This window comes from Nonomuraea polychroma, from assembly GCF_004011505.1.
GTDB classification, from domain to species: domain Bacteria; phylum Actinomycetota; class Actinomycetes; order Streptosporangiales; family Streptosporangiaceae; genus Nonomuraea; species Nonomuraea polychroma.
In genome coordinates this window covers 1212491-1233512 of sequence record NZ_SAUN01000001.1, presented here as the reverse complement: position 1 = coordinate 1233512, position 21022 = coordinate 1212491, and the positions used below count along the sequence as shown (strand labels likewise).

General features: G+C 69.6%; 15 protein-coding genes. 6 read left to right on the top strand and 9 right to left on the bottom strand.

Features of this window, described 5'->3' with window-relative positions:
• Complete coding sequence (gene ccrA / locus EDD27_RS05400; RefSeq protein ID WP_127931352.1) at window positions 1-1344, bottom strand: crotonyl-CoA carboxylase/reductase; 1344 nt, start codon at window positions 1342-1344, stop codon at window positions 1-3.
• A 46-nt stretch (window positions 1345-1390) separates the two neighbouring features.
• Window positions 1391-2512: a DegT/DnrJ/EryC1/StrS family aminotransferase gene (locus EDD27_RS05395; RefSeq protein WP_127931351.1), complete on the bottom strand. Its 1122-nt coding sequence runs from the start codon at window positions 2510-2512 to the stop codon at window positions 1391-1393.
• A 308-nt stretch (window positions 2513-2820) separates the two neighbouring features.
• Here EDD27_RS05395 and EDD27_RS05390 point away from each other — a divergent pair, with 308 nt between their 5' ends.
• On the top strand, window positions 2821-4053 hold the full coding sequence (locus EDD27_RS05390; RefSeq protein WP_206641261.1) for a cytochrome P450 family protein: 1233 nt from the start codon (window positions 2821-2823) through the stop codon (window positions 4051-4053).
• A 95-nt stretch (window positions 4054-4148) separates the two neighbouring features.
• Here EDD27_RS05390 and EDD27_RS05385 read toward each other — a convergent pair whose 3' ends face one another.
• Together EDD27_RS05385 and EDD27_RS05380 are read right to left on the bottom strand one after the other, a co-directional pair.
• The gene (locus tag EDD27_RS05385; protein ID WP_277750824.1) at window positions 4149-7022 is read right to left on the bottom strand and encodes a helix-turn-helix transcriptional regulator; all 2874 of its coding nucleotides are present in this window, start codon (window positions 7020-7022) and stop codon (window positions 4149-4151) included.
• Window positions 7023-7189: 167 nt separating this feature from the next.
• A complete protein-coding gene (locus tag EDD27_RS05380; RefSeq protein WP_127931349.1) occupies window positions 7190-7561 on the bottom strand; it encodes a hypothetical protein in 372 nt (123 codons plus the stop codon).
• 168 nt (window positions 7562-7729) lie between these two features.
• Here EDD27_RS05380 and EDD27_RS05375 point away from each other — a divergent pair, with 168 nt between their 5' ends.
• The 3 genes from EDD27_RS05375 to EDD27_RS05365 all read left to right on the top strand — a co-directional run bounded on the left by EDD27_RS05375 (window position 7730) and on the right by EDD27_RS05365 (window position 10731).
• Window positions 7730-8704: an NAD-dependent epimerase/dehydratase family protein gene (locus EDD27_RS05375; protein ID WP_127931348.1), complete on the top strand. Its 975-nt coding sequence runs from the start codon at window positions 7730-7732 to the stop codon at window positions 8702-8704.
• A 13-nt stretch (window positions 8705-8717) separates the two neighbouring features.
• Window positions 8718-9440: a class I SAM-dependent methyltransferase gene (locus EDD27_RS05370; RefSeq protein ID WP_127931347.1), complete on the top strand. Its 723-nt coding sequence runs from the start codon at window positions 8718-8720 to the stop codon at window positions 9438-9440.
• A gap of 67 nt (window positions 9441-9507) precedes the next feature.
• Entirely contained in the window at window positions 9508-10731 is a 1224-nt protein-coding gene (locus EDD27_RS05365) for a nucleotide disphospho-sugar-binding domain-containing protein (protein WP_127931346.1), read from the top strand.
• A gap of 99 nt (window positions 10732-10830) precedes the next feature.
• Here EDD27_RS05365 and rfbB read toward each other — a convergent pair whose 3' ends face one another.
• The 5 genes from rfbB to EDD27_RS05340 form a co-directional block, all read right to left on the bottom strand.
• The gene (gene rfbB, locus EDD27_RS05360; protein ID WP_127931345.1) at window positions 10831-11814 is read right to left on the bottom strand and encodes a dTDP-glucose 4,6-dehydratase; all 984 of its coding nucleotides are present in this window, start codon (window positions 11812-11814) and stop codon (window positions 10831-10833) included.
• Window positions 11811-12878 (bottom strand): glucose-1-phosphate thymidylyltransferase, encoded by a 1068-nt coding sequence (locus EDD27_RS05355; protein ID WP_127931344.1) that lies wholly within the window; start codon window positions 12876-12878, stop codon window positions 11811-11813. Before EDD27_RS05355 ends, rfbB begins: the two co-directional genes overlap by 4 nt.
• A gap of 9 nt (window positions 12879-12887) precedes the next feature.
• Window positions 12888-14105, bottom strand: a complete 1218-nt coding sequence (locus EDD27_RS05350; RefSeq protein ID WP_127931343.1) for a nucleotide disphospho-sugar-binding domain-containing protein — start codon at window positions 14103-14105, stop codon at window positions 12888-12890.
• 61 nt (window positions 14106-14166) lie between these two features.
• Entirely contained in the window at window positions 14167-15582 is a 1416-nt protein-coding gene (locus EDD27_RS05345; RefSeq protein WP_277750692.1) for an NDP-hexose 2,3-dehydratase family protein, read from the bottom strand.
• 79 nt (window positions 15583-15661) lie between these two features.
• On the bottom strand, window positions 15662-18763 hold the full coding sequence (locus EDD27_RS05340; RefSeq protein WP_127931342.1) for a non-ribosomal peptide synthetase: 3102 nt from the start codon (window positions 18761-18763) through the stop codon (window positions 15662-15664).
• Window positions 18764-18951: 188 nt separating this feature from the next.
• On the opposite strand from EDD27_RS05340, the gene EDD27_RS05335 reads away from it, so the two are divergent.
• Window positions 18952-19752 carry a hypothetical protein gene (locus EDD27_RS05335; RefSeq protein WP_127931341.1) on the top strand — a complete coding sequence of 267 codons (801 nt, stop codon included), beginning with the start codon at window positions 18952-18954 and terminating at the stop codon, window positions 19750-19752.
• Between the two features lie 87 nt (window positions 19753-19839).
• The gene (locus EDD27_RS05330) at window positions 19840-20826 is read left to right on the top strand and encodes a Gfo/Idh/MocA family protein (protein WP_241563873.1); all 987 of its coding nucleotides are present in this window, start codon (window positions 19840-19842) and stop codon (window positions 20824-20826) included.
• The last annotated feature ends 196 nt before the right edge of the window (window positions 20827-21022 follow it).

Sequence of the window (21022 nt, the reverse complement as noted above, 5' to 3'; positions counted from 1 at the left end):
TCAGTGCCGGTCCGTGCGATAGCGGTTGATGGCGTCGATGTGCTTGGACCGCGACTCCTCGTCGCGGACGCCAAGGCCTTCGCGCGGCGCGAGCGCCAGCACGCCGACCTTGCCCTTGTGCAGATTACGGTGCACGTCGTGGGCGGCCTGGCCGGCCTGCTCCAGCGGGTACACGGTGGAGAGCGTCGGATGGATCTTCCCCTTGACGATCAGGCGGTTGGCCTCCCACGCCTCGCGGTAGTTGGCGAAGTGCGAGCCGATGATCCGCTTGAGCGACATCCACAGGTAGCGGTTGTCGAACTCGTGCATGTAGCCGGAGGTGGAGGCGCAGGTGACGATCGTGCCGCCCTTGCGGGCCACGTACACGCTCGCGCCGAAGGTCTCGCGCCCCGGGTGCTCGAAGACGATGTCGACGTCCTCGCCGCCGGTCAGCTCGCGGATTCGCTTGCCGAAGCGCCGCCACTCCTTCGGGTCCTGGGTACGCTCGTCGCTCCAGAACCGGTAGTCCTCGGCCTGGCGATCGATGATCGCCTCGGCGCCCATGGCGCGGCAGATGCCGGCCTTCTCCTCGCTGGAGACCACGCAGATCGGGTTCGCGCCGCCGACGAGCGCCAGCTGGGTGGCATACGAGCCGAGCCCGCCGCTGGCGCCCCAGATCAGCACGTTGTCGCCCTGCTTCATGCCGGCGCCGTTCCTGGACACCAGCTGCCGGTACGCGGTCGAGTTGACCAGCCCGGAGCTCGCGGCCTCCTCCCACGTCAGGTGCGGGGGTTTGGGCATGAGCTGGTTGGCCTTGACGAGCGCGATCTCGGCGAGGCCGCCGAAGTTGGTCTCGAAGCCCCAGACGCGCTGCTCGGAGTCGAGCATTGTGTCGCCGTGGCCGTCGGGCGACTCCAGCTCGACGGACAGGCAGTGGGCGACGACCTCGTCGCCCGGCTTCCACGCGTTCACGCCCGCCCCGGTACGCAGGACCACCCCGGCCATGTCTGAGCCGATGACGTGATACGGCAGATCGTGCCGTCTGGCCAGCTCGTTGCGCCGGCCGTAGCGCTCCAGGAAGCCGAACGTCGGCACCGGCTCGAAGATCGAGGACCAGACGGTGTTGTAGTTGACGGAGCTGGCCATGACCGCGACCAACGCCTCGCCCAGCCCGAGCTCGGGGGTCGGCACGTCCCGCAGGTGCACCGACTTGCGGGGGTCCTTGTCCGCGGAGGGCACTCCGTCGAAGATGCCGATGTCCTCCTTGAGCAGGACGTTGCCCCGGTAGGCCTCCGGGATCGCCAGGTTCGCGAAGTCCTTTGATACGGCCTCGCCGGAAAGGATGGTGTCGATGATCTCTTGCACGTTGCCCCGCTCCTCGGGAGTGACGTGGATCGATTTACTGGTGCCGTCAGAGCCGGGACAGCACGTCCCGGAGCGACGTGATGATCAGCTCCTGGGTGTCCTCGGACAGCGCCGGATACATGGGCAGCGAGAAGACCTCGTCCGCGAGCCGTTCGGTGACGGGTAGCGACCCCTTGGCGTAGCCGAGGTGCTCGAATCCGGTCATCGTGTGGACAGGCCACGGATAGCTAATGTTCAGCTCGATGTCATACTTTTTCATCTCTTCGATGATCTTGTCCCGCTCCGGGTGCCTGACCACGTACACGTAGTAGACGTGCTCGTTGCCTGGCGCCACGGACGGCAGGATGAGCCCGCCTGGCCCGGCGACGTCGGCCAGGCCCTCCGCATAGCGCCGCGCCACGGCCCGGCGCCCCTCGATGTAGGCGTCGAGCCGACGCAGCTTCCGCAGCAGGATCTCGGCCTGGACCTCGTCCAGCCGGGAGTTGTGCCCCGGCGTGCGCACGACGTAGTACACGGTCTCCATGCCGTAGTACCGCAACTGGCGCATGTTGTGGTCCACCTCGGGGTCGGAGGTCACGACGGCGCCGCCGTCACCGTAAGCCCCCAGGACCTTGGTGGGGTAGAAGGAGAACGCAGCCGCATCGCCCATGGAGCCGGCGACCTCGCCGTGGTGGCGTGCCCCGTGCGCCTGCGCGCAATCCTCGATGATCTTCAGCCCGTGCTCGTCGGCCAGCCGGCGCAGCGGCGCCATGTCGGCGCACTGGCCGTACAGGTGCACAGGCAGCAGCGCCTTGGTCCGCGGGGTGATCGCGTCCTTCACCTGGCTGACGTCCATGAGGAAGTCCTCCTCGCGGACGTCCACGAAGACCGGGGTCGCCCGGGCGCCGTCGATGGCGACCACGGTGGGCGCCGCGGTGTTCGAGACGGTGATGACCTCGTCGCCGGGGCCGACGCCGAGGGCCTCGAGGCCTAGCTTGATGGCGTTGGTCCCGTTGTCCACGGTCGTGCAATAGCCGGCGCCGTGGTATTCGGCGAATTCGCGCTCGAAGCCCTCGACGCTCTTTCCCAGGATGAGCCAGCCCGAGTTGAACACGGTTTCCACCGCGTCGAGAATGTCGGCCCGCTCATTCTCGTACTCCTGACGGTAGTCCCACACGCGAATTGCCACGAGCGCCCCTCAGATCTTTGTCCCGGAATGGTCCAGCGCCACCATATCGTTTAAGCAGACGTACGTGCCAGACGCAGATATGTCAAGACTCGCACGATGCGGCGGCCGCCGTACAGCCCTGCACACCATCGTCTTCCACCTCTCAAGAAGTCGCCTCTGACCAGGGAAAACACCGGCGATCTCAGGAGACAGCTTTTCATCCCCCCGCTTTATCAAGCCTTTAGTGGCCCTTAGGCGGGAACGACTAATCTGACGCGGAACCCTTCTCTCCGAGGGTCGTGAATATCTTTCCCCGAGGAGGCACTCCCATGACCGCACAGGACGCGCGGAATGTAAACATCTCAGACGTGAACGGCGGCGGAGAAGACCCATATTCGTTCTACGCCCAGCTGCGGAAAGAGTGCCCCGTCGCCAAAGTCCGGCAGGGCAACGGGATGGACGTCTACCTCGTCACGCGGTTCGAGGACGCCAAGGAGGCGTTGTGCGACGCCCGCCTGGCCAAGGACCCGCGGCACGGCGCGGCGATGCTGGCCGCCAGCGGCGTCCCGCTGCCCAAGGAGGGCGGCGCCAAGCTCGCGGGGCAGATGCTGGCCAGCGATCCGCCAGAGCACACCCGGCTACGCCGGCTGGTGTCCAAGGAGTTCACCGTGCGCCGCGTGGAACGCATGCGCGAGCACATCCAGGCGCTGGCCGACCAGCTGGCGGACGACCTCGCCGGCCGGCTGGAGAACGGGCGCGGCGTGGTCGATCTCGTGGCCGACTACGCGTTCCCGCTGCCGATGGCCGTGATCGCCGAGCTGCTCGGCATTCCACTGGCCGACAAGGACAAGTTCCGCGCCTGGTCGCAGGCCGTGCTGTTGCCGCTGGGCGCGCCGGGCAAGGCCGAAGGGGCACGCGAGTTCAGCGGTTACCTGGCCACGCTGATGGAGGCCAAGAAGGCCGACCCAGGCGACGACCTGTTCAGCGCACTGGCTGTGGCCGCGGAGGACGACAGGCTCTCCCCCGACGAGCTCATCGGCACCGCCATCCTGATGATCATCGCCGGGCACGACACCACGGTCAACCTCATCGCCAACGGCATGCTCGCCCTGGTGCGCCACCCCGACCAGCTCAAGCTGCTGCGCGACTCGCCAGCCATGCTCCCGGACGCGATCGACGAGTTCCTGCGCTACGACGCTCCCTTGGAGCGGGCCAGCGCCCGATGGGCGGTCGAGGACATGGAGATCGCCGGCACGTTCATCCCGAAGGGCAGCTTCGTCAGTGTGGTCCTCGGCTCGGCCAACCGGGACGAGAACGTCTTCGGCGACGGGGACCGGCTCGATCTGACGCGGCAGGAGAATCACCGGCACCTCGCCTTCGGCCGCGGCATCCACCACTGCATCGGCGCACCCCTGGCGAAGCTGGAGGGCGAGCTGGCCATCGGCACGCTCCTGCGCCGCTTCGGCTCGTTCGAGCTGGCCGTCGATCCCGGAGAGCTGCGGTGGCGGCAGAGCATCGTGATGCGCAGCCTGGAGTCGCTCCCGGTGCGCGTCTCGGTGTAAACAAACGAGTACAGTCCCCGGCGCCGGACGGGGCGCGAGCGGTGCGCCCCGCCCGGTGCCGGGGACCTTCCACCGGCGCCGGTGTCCTAGATCCTTCAGCCGGTTTCGCGCCTGCGTGCCGTACCACGCAGCCACATCCCCGGATGGACGCGCTGCAGCTCGCCGGACAGCTCCGCACGGCGCCTGACGTTGAGCTTCCTGTAGACGCTGGTCAGATGCTGCTCGACCGTGCTGATGGTGATGAACAGCTTGGCCGCGATCTGGCGATTCTTGTGCCCCTGCGCGGCGAGCACGGCCACCCGCAACTCTGCCTCGGTCAGCGGGGAGCCGCGCTTGGCGTCGGCCGGCGCCGCGAGCACCGGGCCCGGCGTGCCGGCGACACCCTTCTTCCTGAGCTCGGCGCGCGTGGTCGGGGCGGTCGGCGCCGGTTCGGCGGGCTCGAGCCCCGCCGCCCGCTCCAGCCCGAGGGCCCGATGGGTGAGCTCTCGCACCCGCTCCTGCTCACCCCGTGCCTCGTGCGCCTGGCCGAGCGCCGACACGGCCAAGGCCAGCTCGTAGGCGTCACCGGCCGCCTCCAGGCACGCGACCGCCTCCCGCAGGAGCGCCATGGCCTCGTCGGGTTCGGCGACCGAGGCGAGGATGCGCAGGCTGACGCCTCTGACCCTGCTGTCTTCGGCCTCCAGCCCGGCCAGCTGCTCGTCCATCAGGTCACGGACCTGGTTAGGGTTTCCCAGCGCGGCCCACGCCTGCGCGGCGTGGGTCCGCCAGTCGACGAAATTGGGCAGGTCGATGTCCCATTTGATCATCAGGTCGCCGCACGTCTCGAAGTCTGCCAGGGCGGCCTGCGGGCAGTTGATCGCAAGGTGGTAGCGGCCGCGGGCATGGAGGTAGTGCAGCCCGCCCACGGTCTCGAGCGTGGCCTCGGGCACCGGGATGCCGAGGAACGCCGCGGCATCGTCCAGCCGTCCCGCGGCGGTGCTGGCCAGCACCACGTTCGCGATCGGCACCCCGATGGCCACGCCCCAGCTCTTCGGGGAGATCAGGTTGAGCGCGTCCCGCGCGAACCGCTCGGCGGTGGCCATCCGGCCGCGCCGGATGTCGATGAATGCCCGCAGGTCGGCGAACAGCGCCTGCCACATCGGCACGCGCCGCTGCTCGGCCTCCTCCAGGAGCGCGTCACCCCAGTGCGCCGCGACGTCCGGCCGGTTCATGCAGGCCAACGACACCAGCGCGGAGGTGAACTTGGGCAGGGTGTCGTCATCGAGCGGCGCCCCCTGCAGCACCTTGGTCGCAGCACGCAGCGTCTCCTCGTCCGCGCCCTGGACCAGCAGGGTGTTCAGGTACGTCAGCGCTCCCGTGAACGGCGCGGGCAACAACGGCTGGTAGTCAAGGGAGGAGTTGAGCGGATCGGCGGACCAGTGGCCCAGCAACCCGAGGTTGGGCAGCCCCGGCTCGCTCCGCCGGGAGTTGGACGGGCTCTTGAACGGTGCCCCCCGCTGCCGCTCCACGGCGGTCATGACCTCGAATGCCTGCTCCTTCTGCCCGAACCAGAGCAGCTGCCCGACGAGGGCACTCGTGTCGCGCAGCCCCAGGCGGCGCTCGATCGCCGCCGCGCTGAGGTCCGGCAGGTACGGCAGCGCGGTGATGGGACACCTGCGCCAGATCGCGCGTACCAGCGACGCCTTGATGGCCGCTTGCTCACGCTCGTCCGTGGACGCCCGGCCTGCCATCCGCAGCCAGGCCATGGCCGACTCGATGTCGTTGCCGGCCAGTGCCTGCTCGCTGGCCTCCCGCAGGATGGGGACCGTCCAGGCGCCGTCCGCGCGGCCGGCGTTCACGAAGTGGCCGGCGACGACGGTCGCCGGTGTGCCATGGTCGTGCAGCACGCGGGCGGCCTGGTAGTGCAGGGCAGACCGCTCCGTGCCATCCAGCTCCCAGAGCACCGCCTCCCGGGAGGCGGTGTGGCGAAACATGCCCGAATGCAGCAGCCCGAGCCCGTGCAGGGCCTCGACGGCCCAGACCACGGAGTCGGGGTCGGCACCCAGGACGTCGGCCAGCACCGGCGGCGTGGCGTGCGGCCCCAGCACCGCCATCGCCCTGGCGGCCTCCATGGTCAAGGGAGCGCCCCGGTGCAGGCAGGCGGACACGGCCCGGGCGAACGCCTCACCGGGGGCGAACTCGGCCGGCTGCGCGGACTCGGCATGCCGGTAGTCCTCCAGCAGGGCGTGCACCAGCAGCGGGTTCCCACCACTCATCGCGTGGCAGGCGGGCGTCAGCCGGCCCACCGCCTGCGTGCCCAGTTTGTCACTGATCACCTTGGCCACGCCGTTCCTGGACAGCAGTTCCAGCCTCAGGGCCTCTACATGCTGATGGGACAGGACCTCCGCGTTGAACTTCGGGTGGTTGAACTCCGGATCGGCGCCCCACGTCAGGATGAAGAGAAAGGGCACCGGGCGCAGACTCACCCGCCTGATGAGGTACAGCAGCACCTCGAGCGAGGACACGTCGGCGTAGTGCACGTCATCGACCCCGATGACCACCGGCCCGCGTTCGCCGAGCCGGAACAGCGCGTTGCTGAGCGCGGCCAGCGACCGCACGTCGCGGATGCCGACGCCGTCCGTCGCGCGATCCAGCTCGGAGGCGGCGTCGGGGCTCTCCGGCAGGGACAGACCATGCGCTGCCGTGTCCAGCAGGCGACGCGCGCTCTCGTCGCCCTCGGCGAACGGCACCGCGCTGGAGATCAACTGTCCGATCACACCGAGCTCCAGCGCGCGCTCGGTGCGGGACGCCGTCACGGTCAGGAAGACGCCCCCATCGCCGGCGATGCTCTCGGCGAAGGTGTGCAGCAGCGCGGTCTTGCCGCTGCCCACAGCGCCCGTGATGGCCGCGACCTGGCTCTTGCCTTTCGTAGAGTCGGCGAACAAGCGCCGAAGCCTATCCAACTTGCTATCTCGCTCCACTAACTTCATGAGCATCCCCGTGGCTCTTTGGGCAGGTGGGACATGTGGCTTGCCGGGCGCTGCTGGTCTTCGTCGACGTGCCGGAAACACCACGGCCCGCCGTGCTGGCGACTCCCCCATCGCCACGTTCGGTGGTAACGACGGCCCTTTCGGGCCGGCACGGCAGAGCCTTCAGATCATGCAGAAACCGGCTCCTCCTCGGCCGGGCCGACCCTCCTTCCCTCGAAGGGACGGTTGCCGAACATTCCCATCTTGAACTCTCCAGTGATCTCATCACCCTCGACTGTCGCCCGCGCGGTGAACTTCAGAACTCGAGGCTTCTTCATGGTGGATGTCCACGTCAGCTCGTTACCGTCGATGCGTCCCTCGTCCAAGGTCATCTTGTCCTCGACGATGTCAAGGGTGCCCGTGAACGACTCACCTGTTGTCACGATCGAGATGAACCAGTCAAAGTCGCCTCTCGGAGTGTGAGTCGTGATCTTCCAGTCGCCGTCTGCACTCATCTCTCTCCCTACCTCATCGAGGAGTGATCCACGTGTCACGACCACCGGTCGGTGATCTTCAAGATCAGCCTAGGAAGAGCTCATTGTCTCCCGCTAAAGTGAACAGCTCCAGTCGATCTTGAAAATGGCGATCATCTTGTGACGACAGAGGCGCCGCTTTAGGGCCATGGGGTTCACTGCCGTGAGCGATTCCGACGGCATGCGGGAGACTTCATGACGAAACAGCTCATCACCGTGCTCGGCGCCTCCGGCCTCCTGGGGAGGGCCGTCGCACGCGAGCTGGCGGCCAGGCCCGTACGGCTGCGGCTGGTCGCGCGCAGGCCGAGCCCCGCCCCCGCGCGAGCGCGGGCGGAGGTCGAAGTGCGCACGGTCGACCTGGCGGAAGGGGGATCGGTGGCCGCGGCCGTCGCGGCCGCCGACGTGGTGATTCACCTGGTCGCGCCCTCGTCCGGCGCCGGCACCTGGCGGGCTGCCGCCACCGGCCCTGCGGCCGGGCTGGTCGGCGCGGGCCTGGCCACCGATCTCATCGACGCACTGCGCGGCCGGGCACGCCCGCCGATCGTGTTGTTCGCCGGATCCATGTCCCAGGTAGGCGGCGGCGCCCGGGTACGCCTCGACGGAAACGAACCCGACGACCCGCTGACCGTCTACGACCAGCAGAAGCTGGCCGTCGAGCAGGCGATCGAGGCGGCCACCGCCGAAGGCGTCGTACGCGGGTGCTCGCTGCGGCTGGCCACCCTCTACAGCCGGGGACCCGACCATGACGCTGATCGCGGGGTGCTGGCCGCGATGGCGCGGCGGGCCCTCGCCGACCGGCCGCTCACCATGTGGCACGACGGCACGATCGCCCGCGACCTCCTGTGCGCCGACGACTGCGCCCGCGCCTTCACCGCCGCGCTGGACGAGATCGACGCCGTCGCAGGCCGCCACTGGCTGGTCGGCACCGGCCAGGCCACCACGATCGGCGCCGCCTTCACGATGATCGCGCAGGCGGCCGCCGAGCATACCGGCCGCGAGCCCGTCCCCGTCGTGCAGGTGCCGCCCGCGGAGACCCTGATGCCCACCGATCTGCTGGACCTCGTGCTCGACCCCTCGGCCTTCCAGAAGGCCACCGGCTGGGCCCCGCACGTGCCGTTGCGCGACGGGGTCGAGAGCCTCGTGGCCGCCGTCGCCCGCGACGCGAACTGACGGGAGCGGGAAGATGTACGGGACTGAACTCTCCGAGATCTACGAGCTGATCTTCCGCTCGCGCGGGAAGAACTGGGTGGCCGAGGCCAAGGGCGTCGCCGAGCTCATCCGCGCGCACTCCCCCGCCGCAGACTCGCTGCTGGACGTGGCCTGCGGGACCGGCGCCCACCTGCGCACGCTGCGCAAGTTCTTCAGCTACGTCGAAGGGCTGGAGATCTCCCCGCCCATGCGCCAGAAGGCGCTGGAGGCCCTGCCAGGCGTGGCCGTGCACGAGGGCGACATGCGAGAGTTCTCCCTCGGCCGCCGGTTCGAGGCGGTCACCTGCCTGTTCAACGCCATCGGGTACGTGTCCACACCGGAGGAGATGCGCCGGGCGGTACGTGCGATGGCCGACCACTTGGAGCCCGGCGGGGTGCTGGTCGTCGAGCCGTGGTGGTTCCCCGAGAAGTTCATCGAGGGATACGTGGCCGGTGACGTGGTGCGGGAGGAGGGCCGGGTGATCGCCCGGGTGTCGCACTCGACGCGCCAGGGCCGGGCCACCCGGATGGAGGCCCATTTCACGGTCGCGGACCGCGACGGCATCCGCAGCTTCGTCGAGATCGACCTGCTCGCGCTGTTCACGCTGGAGGAGTACCTGGAGGCGTTCGCGGCGGCCGGGTGCCCCGCCACATACTTGCCGGGCGGCCTGACGGGCTGCGGGCTCTTCGTCGGCACACGTGATTCAGGCCCGTCTTAGCTGGTCTTAAGGGCCGCGGGAGAGGGTGTCCGGTGGAGCGCACGACGCCTACCGAAAGTAGTGATCCATGAGGATTCTCTTCGTACCGTGGTCACAACCGACGCACTACATGCCCATGGTGCCGCTGGCCTGGGCACTGCGGGCGGCCGGGCACGACGTCAGGGTGGCGGGCCAGCCCCACGTGGCGGAAGCGGTCAAGCGGTCGGGCCTGACCATCGCCACCGTGGGGCGGGACTACGATTTCGAACCGGAATACCAGAAGATCAACGACGAGATGGCCCGCTACCAGCGCGAGCACCCGGACGACGGTGTCAATGTCGCCGGCCCGCGCGACGTGCCCTTCGAGGTGCTGAAGCCGGCGCTGGAGGCGAAGTTCGCCCCGTTCGTCAAGACCGCGACCGCCATGGCCGACGACCTCGTGCCCCTGGCCCGGGTCTGGCGCCCCGACCTCGTCGTCGGCAACCCCCTGGCCTTGGCGGCGCCGCTGGTGGCCGAGGTCGCCGGGGTGCCATTCGTCACGCACCTGACCGGGCCCGCCGTGGAGCGGCAGCTCGGACTCTTCCCCGGCAGCGGCGCCCCGCCGGAGATATGGGCCGACGGCATCAGATCCCTGTACGAGCGGTACGGGGTGGAGGTGCGCGCGGAGTACGCGGCGGCGATCGTCGACCCCTGCCCGGCGTCCATGCAGTTCGACGGCATCCCCAACAGGATGCCGATCCGGTTCGTCCCCTACAACGGCTCAGGCGACATGCCCGACTGGCTGCTCGAGCCCACGCCGCGCCGGCGGATCTGCCTGACGTGGGGCACCACCACGACACAGTTGACCGGGACGGAGGGCTTCCTCGTCCCGCAGATACTCAAGAGCCTGTCCGCGCTGGACGTGGAGATCGTCACCACCGTCACGGGCGCGGAGCTCGAGATGCTGGGGGAGGCGCCGGACAACGTACGGGTGGTCGAGCGGCTGCCGCTGCACCTGCTGCTGCCGACGTGCGCCGCGATCGTGCACCAGAGCGGGAGCGGCACGACGCTCACGGCCGCCGCACTGGGCCTGCCCCAGGTCCTGGTGGCGGGCACCCTGGAGCAGCTGGACACCGCCGCGCACTTCGCCGAGACCGGCGCCGGCGTGGCGCTCAACGGCAACACGACGGCGACCGAGGAGATCATCGCGGCGGTCTCGTCAATCCTGGCCGGGAACGAGGTGACGGCCGCCGCCGCGCGCCTCCGGGCCGAGATCGACGCCCAGCCGTCCCCTCTCGACGTCGCCCGTTCCCTGGAGGAACTGGCCTCCTGACAGCGAGGCGGGCCGGATGCTCGTGGCACCCGGCCCGCCTCACACCGCGGCAGGCCGGATGCTCGTGGCATCCGGCCTGCCGTGTGTTCCTGCGCACCGTCATCTGGCGCCGGTCAGGCCGACGCGGTGCTTGCGCAGCGGCTCCCACCAGGCACGGTTGTCCCGGTACCAGGCGACCACCCCGGCCAGTCCCTCGTCGAAGGGCACCTGCGCGGTGAAGCCGAGCTCCTCCTGGATCTTGGTGGTGTCTACCGAGTAGCGCTGGTCGTGCGCCTTGCGGTCGGTGACGTGCCGGACCCGGTCCCAGCCCGCGCCGCACAGCTCCAGCAGCCGGCTGACCAGCTCGCGGTTGGTGAGCTCGACCCCGGCGCTGATGTTGTAGATCTCTCCCGCCCGCCCCTGGTGCAGGACCAGGTCGAGCGCGCGGCAGTGGTCGGTGACGTGCAGCCATTCGCGCACCTGGTAGCCGTCCCCGTACAAGGGGACCTCCAGGCCGTCGAGCAGGTTCGTGACGAACAGCGGGATGGCCTTCTCGACCAGTTGGTACGGCCCGTAGTTGTTGGAGCAGCGGGTGATCGAGATGTTCAGGTCGTGGCTGCGCCAGTACGCCCGCGCGATCAGGTCGCTGGCGGCCTTGGATGCGGCATAGGGCGAGTTGGGCAGCAGCAGGGCGTCCTCCGCCCGCGAACCTTGGCTCACCGACCCGTAGACCTCGTCGGTCGACACGTGCACGATCCGCTCGACGCCGGTCTGGCGGCACGCCTCCAGCAGGGTCTGGGTGCCGAGCACGTTCGTGGTCACGAACGGCGTGCCGCTCATCAGCGAGCGATCCACGTGGGACTCGGCGGCGAAGTGCACGACCGCGTCGTGCCCGGGCAAGATCTCCAGCAGCAGTTGCCCGTCGCAGACGTCCCCGCGGAGGACGGTCAGCCGCGGATGGGCGTCCGGCAGGTTCGCCGCGTTGCCCGCGTAGGTCATCTTGTCCAGGACGGTGACGGACACGTCGAGTGCGTCGCCGTCGAGCAGGCCGCGCACGTAGTGCGAGCCGATGAACCCGGCACCGCCGGTGACGAAGATCCTCATGCGGGCACCTCCACTCTGCTGTCGTCGCCGATCAGCAGCCGGTGGCTCGCGGCTCCGCTGCCGCCCTGCGAGACCTTCCCGGCTCTGCCGATGATGGAGCCCTTCTGCAAGCGCACGCCGTGCACCGAGGCGTCGTCCATGAGGATCGAGTGCTCCACGCCGGCGGCGGTGAGGGTACACCGCGTGCCGAGCGAGGTGAACGGGCCGACGTGGCTGTCGACGATGGCGCAGCCCGCTCCAATGATCGCCGGGCCGGTGATCGTGGATCCCTCGATGGTCGTCCCCGCCTCGATCACGACGGGGCCGGAGATGCGGCTGCGGGAGTCGACCGTTCCGTGCACGGCACCGGTGATGCCTTCCAGCAGGACCCGGTTGCACTCCAGCAGGTCGGCCAGCGTGCCGGTGTCCGCCCAGTAGCCGGAGAGCAGCTCGGCCCGCACCGGCCGGTCCTGGTCGACGAGCCAGCGCACCGCATCGGTGATCTCGAACTCATTGCGCCAGCTCGGCTCGATGCGGCCGACCGCCTCGTGGATCTCCGGCGTGAAGCAGTACAGGCCGGTCACGGCCAGGTCGGTACGCGGGTGTGCGGGTTTCTCCTCCAGGGCGGTGACCCGGCCGGTGGCGTCCAGCTCGGCCACGCCATACTGCGACGGGTCCATGACCTTGGTGACCACCAGCTGGGCCGCGGCACGGTCGCGCACGAACGCACCGACGGGTCCCGCGATGCCCTCGGCGAAGATGTTGTCGCCCAGGTACATGACGAAGTCGTCGTCGGCCAGGAAGTCACGCGCGATCATCACGCAGTGCGCGAGGCCGCGCGGCCGGTCCTGGGGCAGATACGTGACCGTCATGTCGAAGCGGGACCCGTCCCCGACCGAGGCGCGGATCGCGGCGTCGGTGCCGCTGACGATGATGCCCGCCTCCGTGATCCCGGTCGCCCTGAGCGCGTCCAGCGCGTGGAAGAGCACGGGCTTGCCGGCGATGGGGACGAGTTGCTTGGGCATGCTGTGACTGAAGGGTCGCAAACGGGTGCCTGCACCGCCGGCGAGTACGAGTGCTTTCACTGTTGTCTCTCAGACCAGTTCCTCGAGCGTGGAGATGATCTCGGATGGCGGCGGCTGCGAGAGCATCTCGCGCTGGAGGCGCCGGGCCGCTTCGCGCGGCTTGTCGTCGTGCAGGACGGCGTCGGCCGCCTGTCTGATGGCCTCGACGCTGGACTCGTCCTGTTTGAGCCCGATTCCGGCGCCGACGGCGGTCAGCTGGTCGTAGATGATGCCCTCTCCGCCGACGTGCGGCAGGACGAGCTGCGGCAGGCCGTACATCGCCGAGGTGAGCGCGGCGCCGCCGCTGGACCCGTGCACGATCGCGTGGCACGTCGGCAGGAACAGGTTGAGCGGGACGTTCTCCACGACGCGGACCCAGTCGTAGTCGTCGGGGACGCGCGAGCGGTCCTCCGGCCGGACGGCGACGACGGCCTCGACGTCGAAGGGCGACAGCGCCTCCAGGATCTGCGGCACCATGAACACGTCCTCGCCCAGCAGCTGCCCGGTCGAGGAGCCCCAGGTGACGCAGACGCGCGGCCGGTCGGCGGGTTCGAGGACCCACGGCGGCGCCACCATGGAGCCGTTGTAGGAGACGTACCGCATCGCCACACGGTTCGGCACGCCGGCCAACTGCAGGCTGTCCGGGCAGTTGTCCAGGGTGAGCACGGCGAAGTCCGGTTGGGGCTTGGCACCGTAGCGGCTGTAGAGCTCGACCATCTCCTCGGGCCAGACGGCCCGCGGGTCCTCTTCCTCGCTGAGCCCGCTGCCCGGCAGGCCGATGTGCCTCGCCAGGTCGGGCCCCCACAGGTGACGTACGACAGGCGCGCCCACGGCGGCCGCCGCCAGGGGCGCCGCGTAGACGAGCGGATCGGTGATCACCACGTCGGGCCGCCACGCGCGGGCGAAGGCCACGAGGTCCTCGGCGGCGTCCTGCGCCAGCCTGATGTGCGGGATCATCCTGATCTTGAGCAGCCGGGCCTTGTCCTCGGGGGTGAACACCCCCTCGCCGATCATGTTCGGCTGCTGGTCCACCTTCTGGCGTTCCTGCACCATCTCGGCGACGCCTGTCATGATGTCGTAGCCGCCGCCGGCGGCCACCGCGGTGATCCCGGTGCCGGTCACCGCGTCGAACAGGGCCGGCTGCCCGGCCACCCGCACCTCGTGGCCCGCGGCCACCAGCGCCCACACGACACCCACCATCTGGTAGTAGTGGCTCGGCCACGGCATGGGCGTTATCAGCACTCTCATGCGTCCTCCTTGGTCAAGCTGGCTCGGACCGTGCTCTCGTCTCTCCTCGTGACCATGGCGCTCACCACAGGGAATGCACGCACGCGAGAAGGGTGCGCGCCTCGATGTTCAGGTAGTGGCTGTGGTCCAGCAGCCCCATGAGCTGGTGCGCGGTCATCCAGCAGTACTCGTCCGGCACCTCGACGGGGAACTCCTCGCCCACCTCGATGATCTGGTAGCGCGTCTGGCCGTGGTGGAAGCGGCCCCCCTCCTCCGACAGCAGCGCGTCGAAGCGCACCCGCCGCGGGTCCGCCGCGGCGGCCTCCATCGCGTACGCCACTGCGCCCTGGTCGCAGACCGCGCCCGCGACGGCGGGGAGCTGGACGGTCGGCGCCATCTCGACGACATTGATCAGCCCGGGTTCCTTCCTGGCCTGGACCAGGAAGTGCACGACGCCGCCGATGGACTTGGCGAGGAACACGGCTAGGCCGTGCCCAAGGGGCTCGAGCAGCGGCTGCGACCAGTTGGTGACCTCACGGTTGTGCGCGTTCACGCGAACCCCGATGATCCGGAAGGGCGCTTCGTCGCCGCCCGCGAGGTCGTCATCGCTCCACGACCAGCCGGTCACCTCGGACAGCGGGATGCGCTGCACGCTCCACTCGCAACGCGTCTGACTCTCGGTGAACCAGCTGAGGATCTCCGTCCGCGTGTGCAGGCCGAGCTCCTCGTCGTAGGAGTTCAGCAGCGCCCAGGCGAAGGGGTCGTCGGGCGAGCAGTCGGCCGTGCTGGGGCGGGCCAGCGGCATGCACGCCAGCACCGTGCGGGCGTCCATGTTGACAAGGTTGTCGGTTTTGAGCAGCTGGTGGATCTGGTCGAGCGGCAACCAGTGGAAGTCCTCGTGCTCGGGCACGTCCTCGGTGAGGTGGACGATCATGTTGCGGTTGCGCTTGCGCCAGAACCAGACGCCCTGCTCCGACTGAAGCACGTCGACCAGCACCTGCCCCCGGTCGGGGCCGCGGAAGTATTCCAGGTAGGGCGGCATGTTGCCCTGGTGCACGCGCGTGTAGTTGCTGCGCGTGGCCTGGACGGTCGGCGACAGCTGCAGGGTGTTGACGTTGCCCGGCTCCATCTTCGCCTGCATCAGGCAGTGCAATACCCCGTCGAACTCCTTCACCAGGATGCCGAGGATGCCGATCTCGGGCTGGTTGATGATCGGCTGCGACTGCTCACCGGGCCCGTCGCCGCGGTAGCGCAGCCCCTCGACCGAGAAGAAGCGGCCGCTGCGGTGGACGAGGTTCTCGCTGTCGCCAGCCAGATGCCACCCGTCGAGCTCGCGGAACGGGACCCGGGTCACCGAGAAACGCTCGATCGTTGCGCGCTCGGCCCACCAGCGGTGGAACTCCGTGATTGGCGACCGGGCCCGCTCTCCGGCGGTCGCCGACAGTGTGAATCGTGCTATTGCATCTGCAGGGCCGACGCGCCCAGCCGCGAGTGCCACGGGATCCTCCTTCGGTTATCGCCTGCGCCTAGGGCATCAGCGGCCGCTGAAGCGTCGGCAATGCAGGCGCAAAGCGTGGTCATCCGGCCGAGGGCAGGCCGGCTCGGATGTGCTCGGCAAGGGCCTCGGGGGTCGGGGCGGAGAACAGGTCGGCGAGCTTCACGGTGACGCCCAGGCTCTGCTCGATCTCCTGCAGGAGCCGGGCGCCGAGCAGCGAGTGGCCGCCGTGGGTGAAAAAGTTGGTCTCCGCCGTGATGTCGTCCCGCTCGAGCAGTTTTCTCCAGTGCTCCAAGAGCGCCCGCAGCAGGTCGTCGTCCGGGCCGGGCCCGCCGCCCTCCGCCTGCGCGGCGGGCCGCGACGAGGCGGCCATGGCCTCGAGCGCGGGGTAGTCGACCTTCTCGTTGGCGCTGGTCGGCAGCGCATCGACGATGATGAAGTCCTGTGGGATCGCCGAGCGGGGCAGCTCGGCGCGGGCGTGGCTCCACAGGTCGTCGGCGATGCCGCCGCCGGCGGTCGACTCGACGAACACGACGAGCCGCCCGTCGGCGCTGCGGTCGCCCACCACGACGGCGGCGGCGGCCCGCACCTTCGGGTGGCCGAGCAGCGTGGCCTCGATCTCGCCGAGCTCGATCCGGTTGCCGCGCAGCTTGACCTGACGGTCGGCGCGGCCGAACAGCTCCAGTGTCCCGTCGGCGCGCCACTGGCCCATGTCGCCCGAGCGGTAGTACCGGCCGTGAACGGGGTGCTCCCCGAACCGATCCGCGTTCAGCTCCGGCAGGCCGTGGTAGCCGAGGGCCACTCCCGCGCCGGCGATGCAAACCTCGCCGCGGACGCCGATCGGGAGCTCGCGGCCGTCCGGCGCGAGCACCATGACCTGCGTGTTCCAGATCGGCTCGCCGACGTCGAGACGGTCGCCGAGTCCGGGTCCGAACGTGCCCCAGGTGCACCACGTGGTGGTCTCCGTCGGGCCGTAGGCGTGGTGCGGCTCGCAGCCGGTCTCCACCAGGCGCCTGGCCAGCGTCACCGGGACCGGCTCGGCCCCGACGACCACGCGGCGGCCGCGCAGGTGGCCGGCGATCTCGTCCAGCACCAGCCGAAGCGTGGTGGGGGTCGCCTGGATGATGCCCGGGTCGTGGCGCTCGATCAGCTCGCGCAGCAGCCTGCCGTCGGTCCTTGCCTGGTCGGGCGCGATCACGATCCGGCCACCCGAGTAGAGCGGGACGTAGTGCTCCAGATTGGCCATGTCGAAGGCGAACGTCGTCATCCACAGGGTCGCGTCGGCCGGGGTGGCGCCCAGCCGGACCGTGTAGTCGGCGGCGATGTTGGAGATGGCGCGGTGCGGGATGAGCGTCCCCTTGGGGCGGCCGGTCGAGCCCGAGGTGTAGATCAGGTACGCGCACGACTCCGGGTCCAGGTCGAGGCCGGGCATGTCTTCGGGCCGCCCATCGGCGGCGTCGGCGACGGACGGCAGCGGGAGCGTCACCGCGTCAGGTGCGAGACCGGGCCGGTCCGTGAAGACGGCCTTCGCGCCGGAGTCCGCGAGCAGGTAGGCCACCCGCTGGGCGGGATGCTCGGGGTCCACCGGCAGGTAGGCGGCGCCGGCCAGCCACACGCCGAGGACGGCGGCGGTCAGCTCCGGGCTGCGGGAGGCGGCGATCGCGACGATGTCCCCCTTTCCGACGCCCGACTCCACCAGCAGGTCCCTTGCCGCGACGGCGGCGTGCCACAGCCGTCCGTAGCCGACGAAGCGGTCGCCATCCTGCATCGCGACGGCGTCCGGCACGCGACGGGCGTGCCCGTGCACGGCCTCCAGCACGTTCGCCGGCTCGAACCGCTTGGCGGTGGCGTTGGCCGCCCCGATGACGGACTGGTCCTCTTCGCTCCAGACCGGCACGTCCGCGTTGGGCCGGTCCGGATCCTCGCCCAGCGACACCAGCAGCGCCTCGTACCTGCGCAGCAGCATCTCCGCGTCGGCCCTGGCCAGCTTCTCCGTCGAGTAACGGGCGGTGATCTGCACGGCCTGCGCGGAGGAGGCCACGAAGAACTCCAGGTCGAACTTGCTGTAGCCGCTCTCCACCACCACCGGCCTGACCCGGCGGCCCGCCATCGTGTACTCCTTCAGCTCCAGCTGCGGGTAGTAGTTGAACAGGTGGCGGCACAGCCTGTTGCGCCAGGACGAGCCGGCCCGCGGGACCAGCTCGGAGATGCTGTCCACGGCCACGCCCGCGTGCGCCAGCGCGTTGAAGTAGGTGTCGCGGGCGCGCCGTACCAGCGCGCGGAAGCTCTCGGCCGGGTCGACGAGAACCCTGAGCGGCAGCACGTTGGTGTGGTGGCCGACGATGCCGGGCGTCTCCCTGGGCCGGACGCTCACCGGGGAGCCGACGGTGATGTCGGGTCCCGCGCCGTGCGCGGCGAGGAGCAGGTCGAAAGCGGCGAGCAGGACGACGGACTCCGGCGCGCGCAGCTCCAGCGGCAGCCGCTTGGCCGCGGCCGTGGCCTCCGGGGACAGGACGTGCGCAATGTGGTCGCCGCGCAGCGTCGTGGCCGGGGTGTCCGGTGTTCCGCATCGCAGGTCGAGCGTCCCCGGGTCGAAGTCCGCCAGCTGCTCACGCCAGTAAGCGAGATCCGGCTCGGCCGGCTCGGGCTCGTGATAGGCGGCGACCGGGACGAGCAGCTCGGGAGGTGCGGGGCGGCCCGCCGCGACGGCCTCGTAGGCGGCCATCAGCTCCTCGAACAGGGTCGTTCCCGAGATGATGTCGTAGACCAAGTGGTGGAAGGCCAGGCACACGACATCGCCGTCCGGGTGGCGGAACAACCCCGCGCGCAAGAGAGGCCGCCCGTCCAGGACGAACCGGCGCGTGGCGAACGGCCGCAGCGCCAGGTCGAGATCCCCGGGCGCGAGGTCGCCGGCCTCGGAGACCTCGACGCGGAAATCGGCGGCGGGCGTCACGCCCTTCACCAGCTCGGCGCCCGCCGCGAAATACACCGTGCGCAGCGCCTCGTGGCGGCGCAACAGGATCAGCAACGCCTCGGTCAGGTCCGAGGCGTCCAAGGTGCCCTCGAACTGGAACGCCAGCGCCAGGTTGTTGGCCGCGCTCTCCGGCACGAGCCGTTCGAGCAACCACAGGGCCTCTTCTTTACGAGTGGCAACAGAAAGATCAAGATCGGCCGCGGCTTCCAAGAGAGTCCCTCCTTTTTCAGCCGCCTTTTACGGCGATGGTAAAAGGGTCCGCCGAATTACCGGTACCCCTAGACGGGGTTCTCCGGGCGTGTCACGGGGTCCATATAGGGGTGTGGAGGGGTATCGCCGGCGCGGCATCCCATCTACAGTTGGCCTGACTCCGTCTGTCCGCGTGCGAGGAGCGAATGATGGCCTGGAAGACATTGACGGATCGCGGAAATTCCGACTCGGTGGTGCTGGCCGTCGATTTTGATATAACCGGGCGGCCGGAAGCACGTTTTTCCGACCTGGTGGCCAATCTGGAGCCGGCCCTGAGGGTGTGGGAGACCGTGCCGCCCCCACTGGAGGTGAGCTCCGGCGACGGCTACGTGGAGCACTGGGCACAGCGGCTGGAGCAGGAACGCCCGCAGGTACGCGCGGTGCTGGGGTTCTGCGCCGGCTCCGTCTACGCCGCCGCGCTCGCCGAGCGGATCAGCTCCTGGCAGGGCGACGAGCCGCTGCTGGTGCTGTTCGACCCGGAGCTGTCCACCGCACAGACACTGCTGTGGCAGTTCCACAAGATCACTGGATTCATGGCGTCCATGCTCCCCCCGGGGGAGATCGACGAGGCGCGGCGGATCGGGCAGCGCGCGTACGAGGAGACGCCGGACGTCGGCGCGCTCAAGGACGCCCTGATCAAGCTGGTCGGCGACTTCGGCCACCGGGCGCTGGCGAAGATAGGCCTCGACGAGCGGCGGCGCGATGAGCTGTTCGAGGTGTTCAGCACGTTCCTGACCTATCTCGCCGCGGCCGGCGACATCGACCCGCGCGAGCGGTGGCGCTCGGCGGTCGCCTTCAATTCCAGCACTCCGCTGAGCGGGCTCGACGCCATGCGGACGGCCGGGGTAGAGGTGCTGGTCGCCCGCGAGATCAACTGCGATGTCGACCACGGGACCATGTTGGCCGACAAGGACCTTGCGGCCCGGCTCTCCGGCCTGCTGACCGCGTGACCCGCGCTTGCCGCATACGGGACAGCGCGGGTATTTTCCGAACTTGATCGGTCCTTTTCGCGTATGGCAACGGGAAACGAGGCGGGCATGGGTCTTGGCGCCATGGCCCCCGTCCGCGTCGGCGTCATGGGCTGCGCGTCCATAGCGCGCCGCCGCATCCTGCCCGCCCTCGTGGCCGTGCCCGACGCGGAGGTCGTCGCCATCGCGAGCAGAGACCCCGGCAAGGCCAGGTGGTTCACCGAACACTTCGGCGGACGTCCCGTGCACGGCTACGGCGCGCTGCTCGAACTCGACGACGTCGAGGCGGTCTACGTGCCGCTGCCCGCCGCCCTGCACGCCCCCTGGGTGGAGGCGGCGCTGCTGGCCGGCAAGCACGTGCTGGCCGAGAAGCCGCTGACGACCAACGCCGCCAGCACCAGGGAGCTGATCGACCTTGCCCGCGCCCGCGGGCTGGTGCTGCGCGAGAACGTGATGTTCGTCCACCACCATCAGCACGCCGAGGTACAGCGGCTGCTGCGCGAGGGCGCCATCGGCGAGGTGCAGTCCTTCCACGCCGCCTTCGCCATCCCGGAGCTGCCGCCTGACGACATCCGTTACCAGCCCGACATCGGCGGGGGCGCCTTGCTGGACGTGGGCCTGTACCCGGTGCGCGGCGCGTTGCACTTCCTCAGCGGCGAGCTGAAGGTCGCCGAGGCCGTCCTGACGACCAGCGCCAGGCATCCCGTGGAGACCGGCGGCAGCGCCCAGCTGCGGACCGACACCGGCGTCATTGCCGAGCTGGAGTTCGGCCTGGTGCACGCCTACCGGTCGCGTTATGAGCTGGTCGGCGGCGACGGGCGCATCATCGTGGACCAGGCGTTCACCCCGCCCGCCGACCACCGCCCCGTGCTGCGGCTGGAGCGGCGCGGCGGCGTGGAGGAGATCACGCTGCCCTCCGACGACCAGGTGACCAACGCCGTCGTCTCCTTCGCCACCGCCGTCCGCATGGGGGCCGAGCTCGACGACGCCAGCGTGCGGCAGGCGGTCCTGCTCGACGACATCCGCGGCAACGCCTCGCTCCTGCCCCCCTCCTGACGCCCTTTTCAGGCGCGGGACTAGGAGTGCTTTAGCCGTGCCTCAGCCCTGGCTCGTACGCTGACATGACTTTGACTCAGCAGCATTGGGTCTTTTCTTCGCTACATTCCTTGGCGCCAGTGGAAAAGCCTTATCGGCTTGGTCGGAGAAGGGCAGGGAATAGATGTCCGACGGGCGCGTCTTTGATATATCCGGT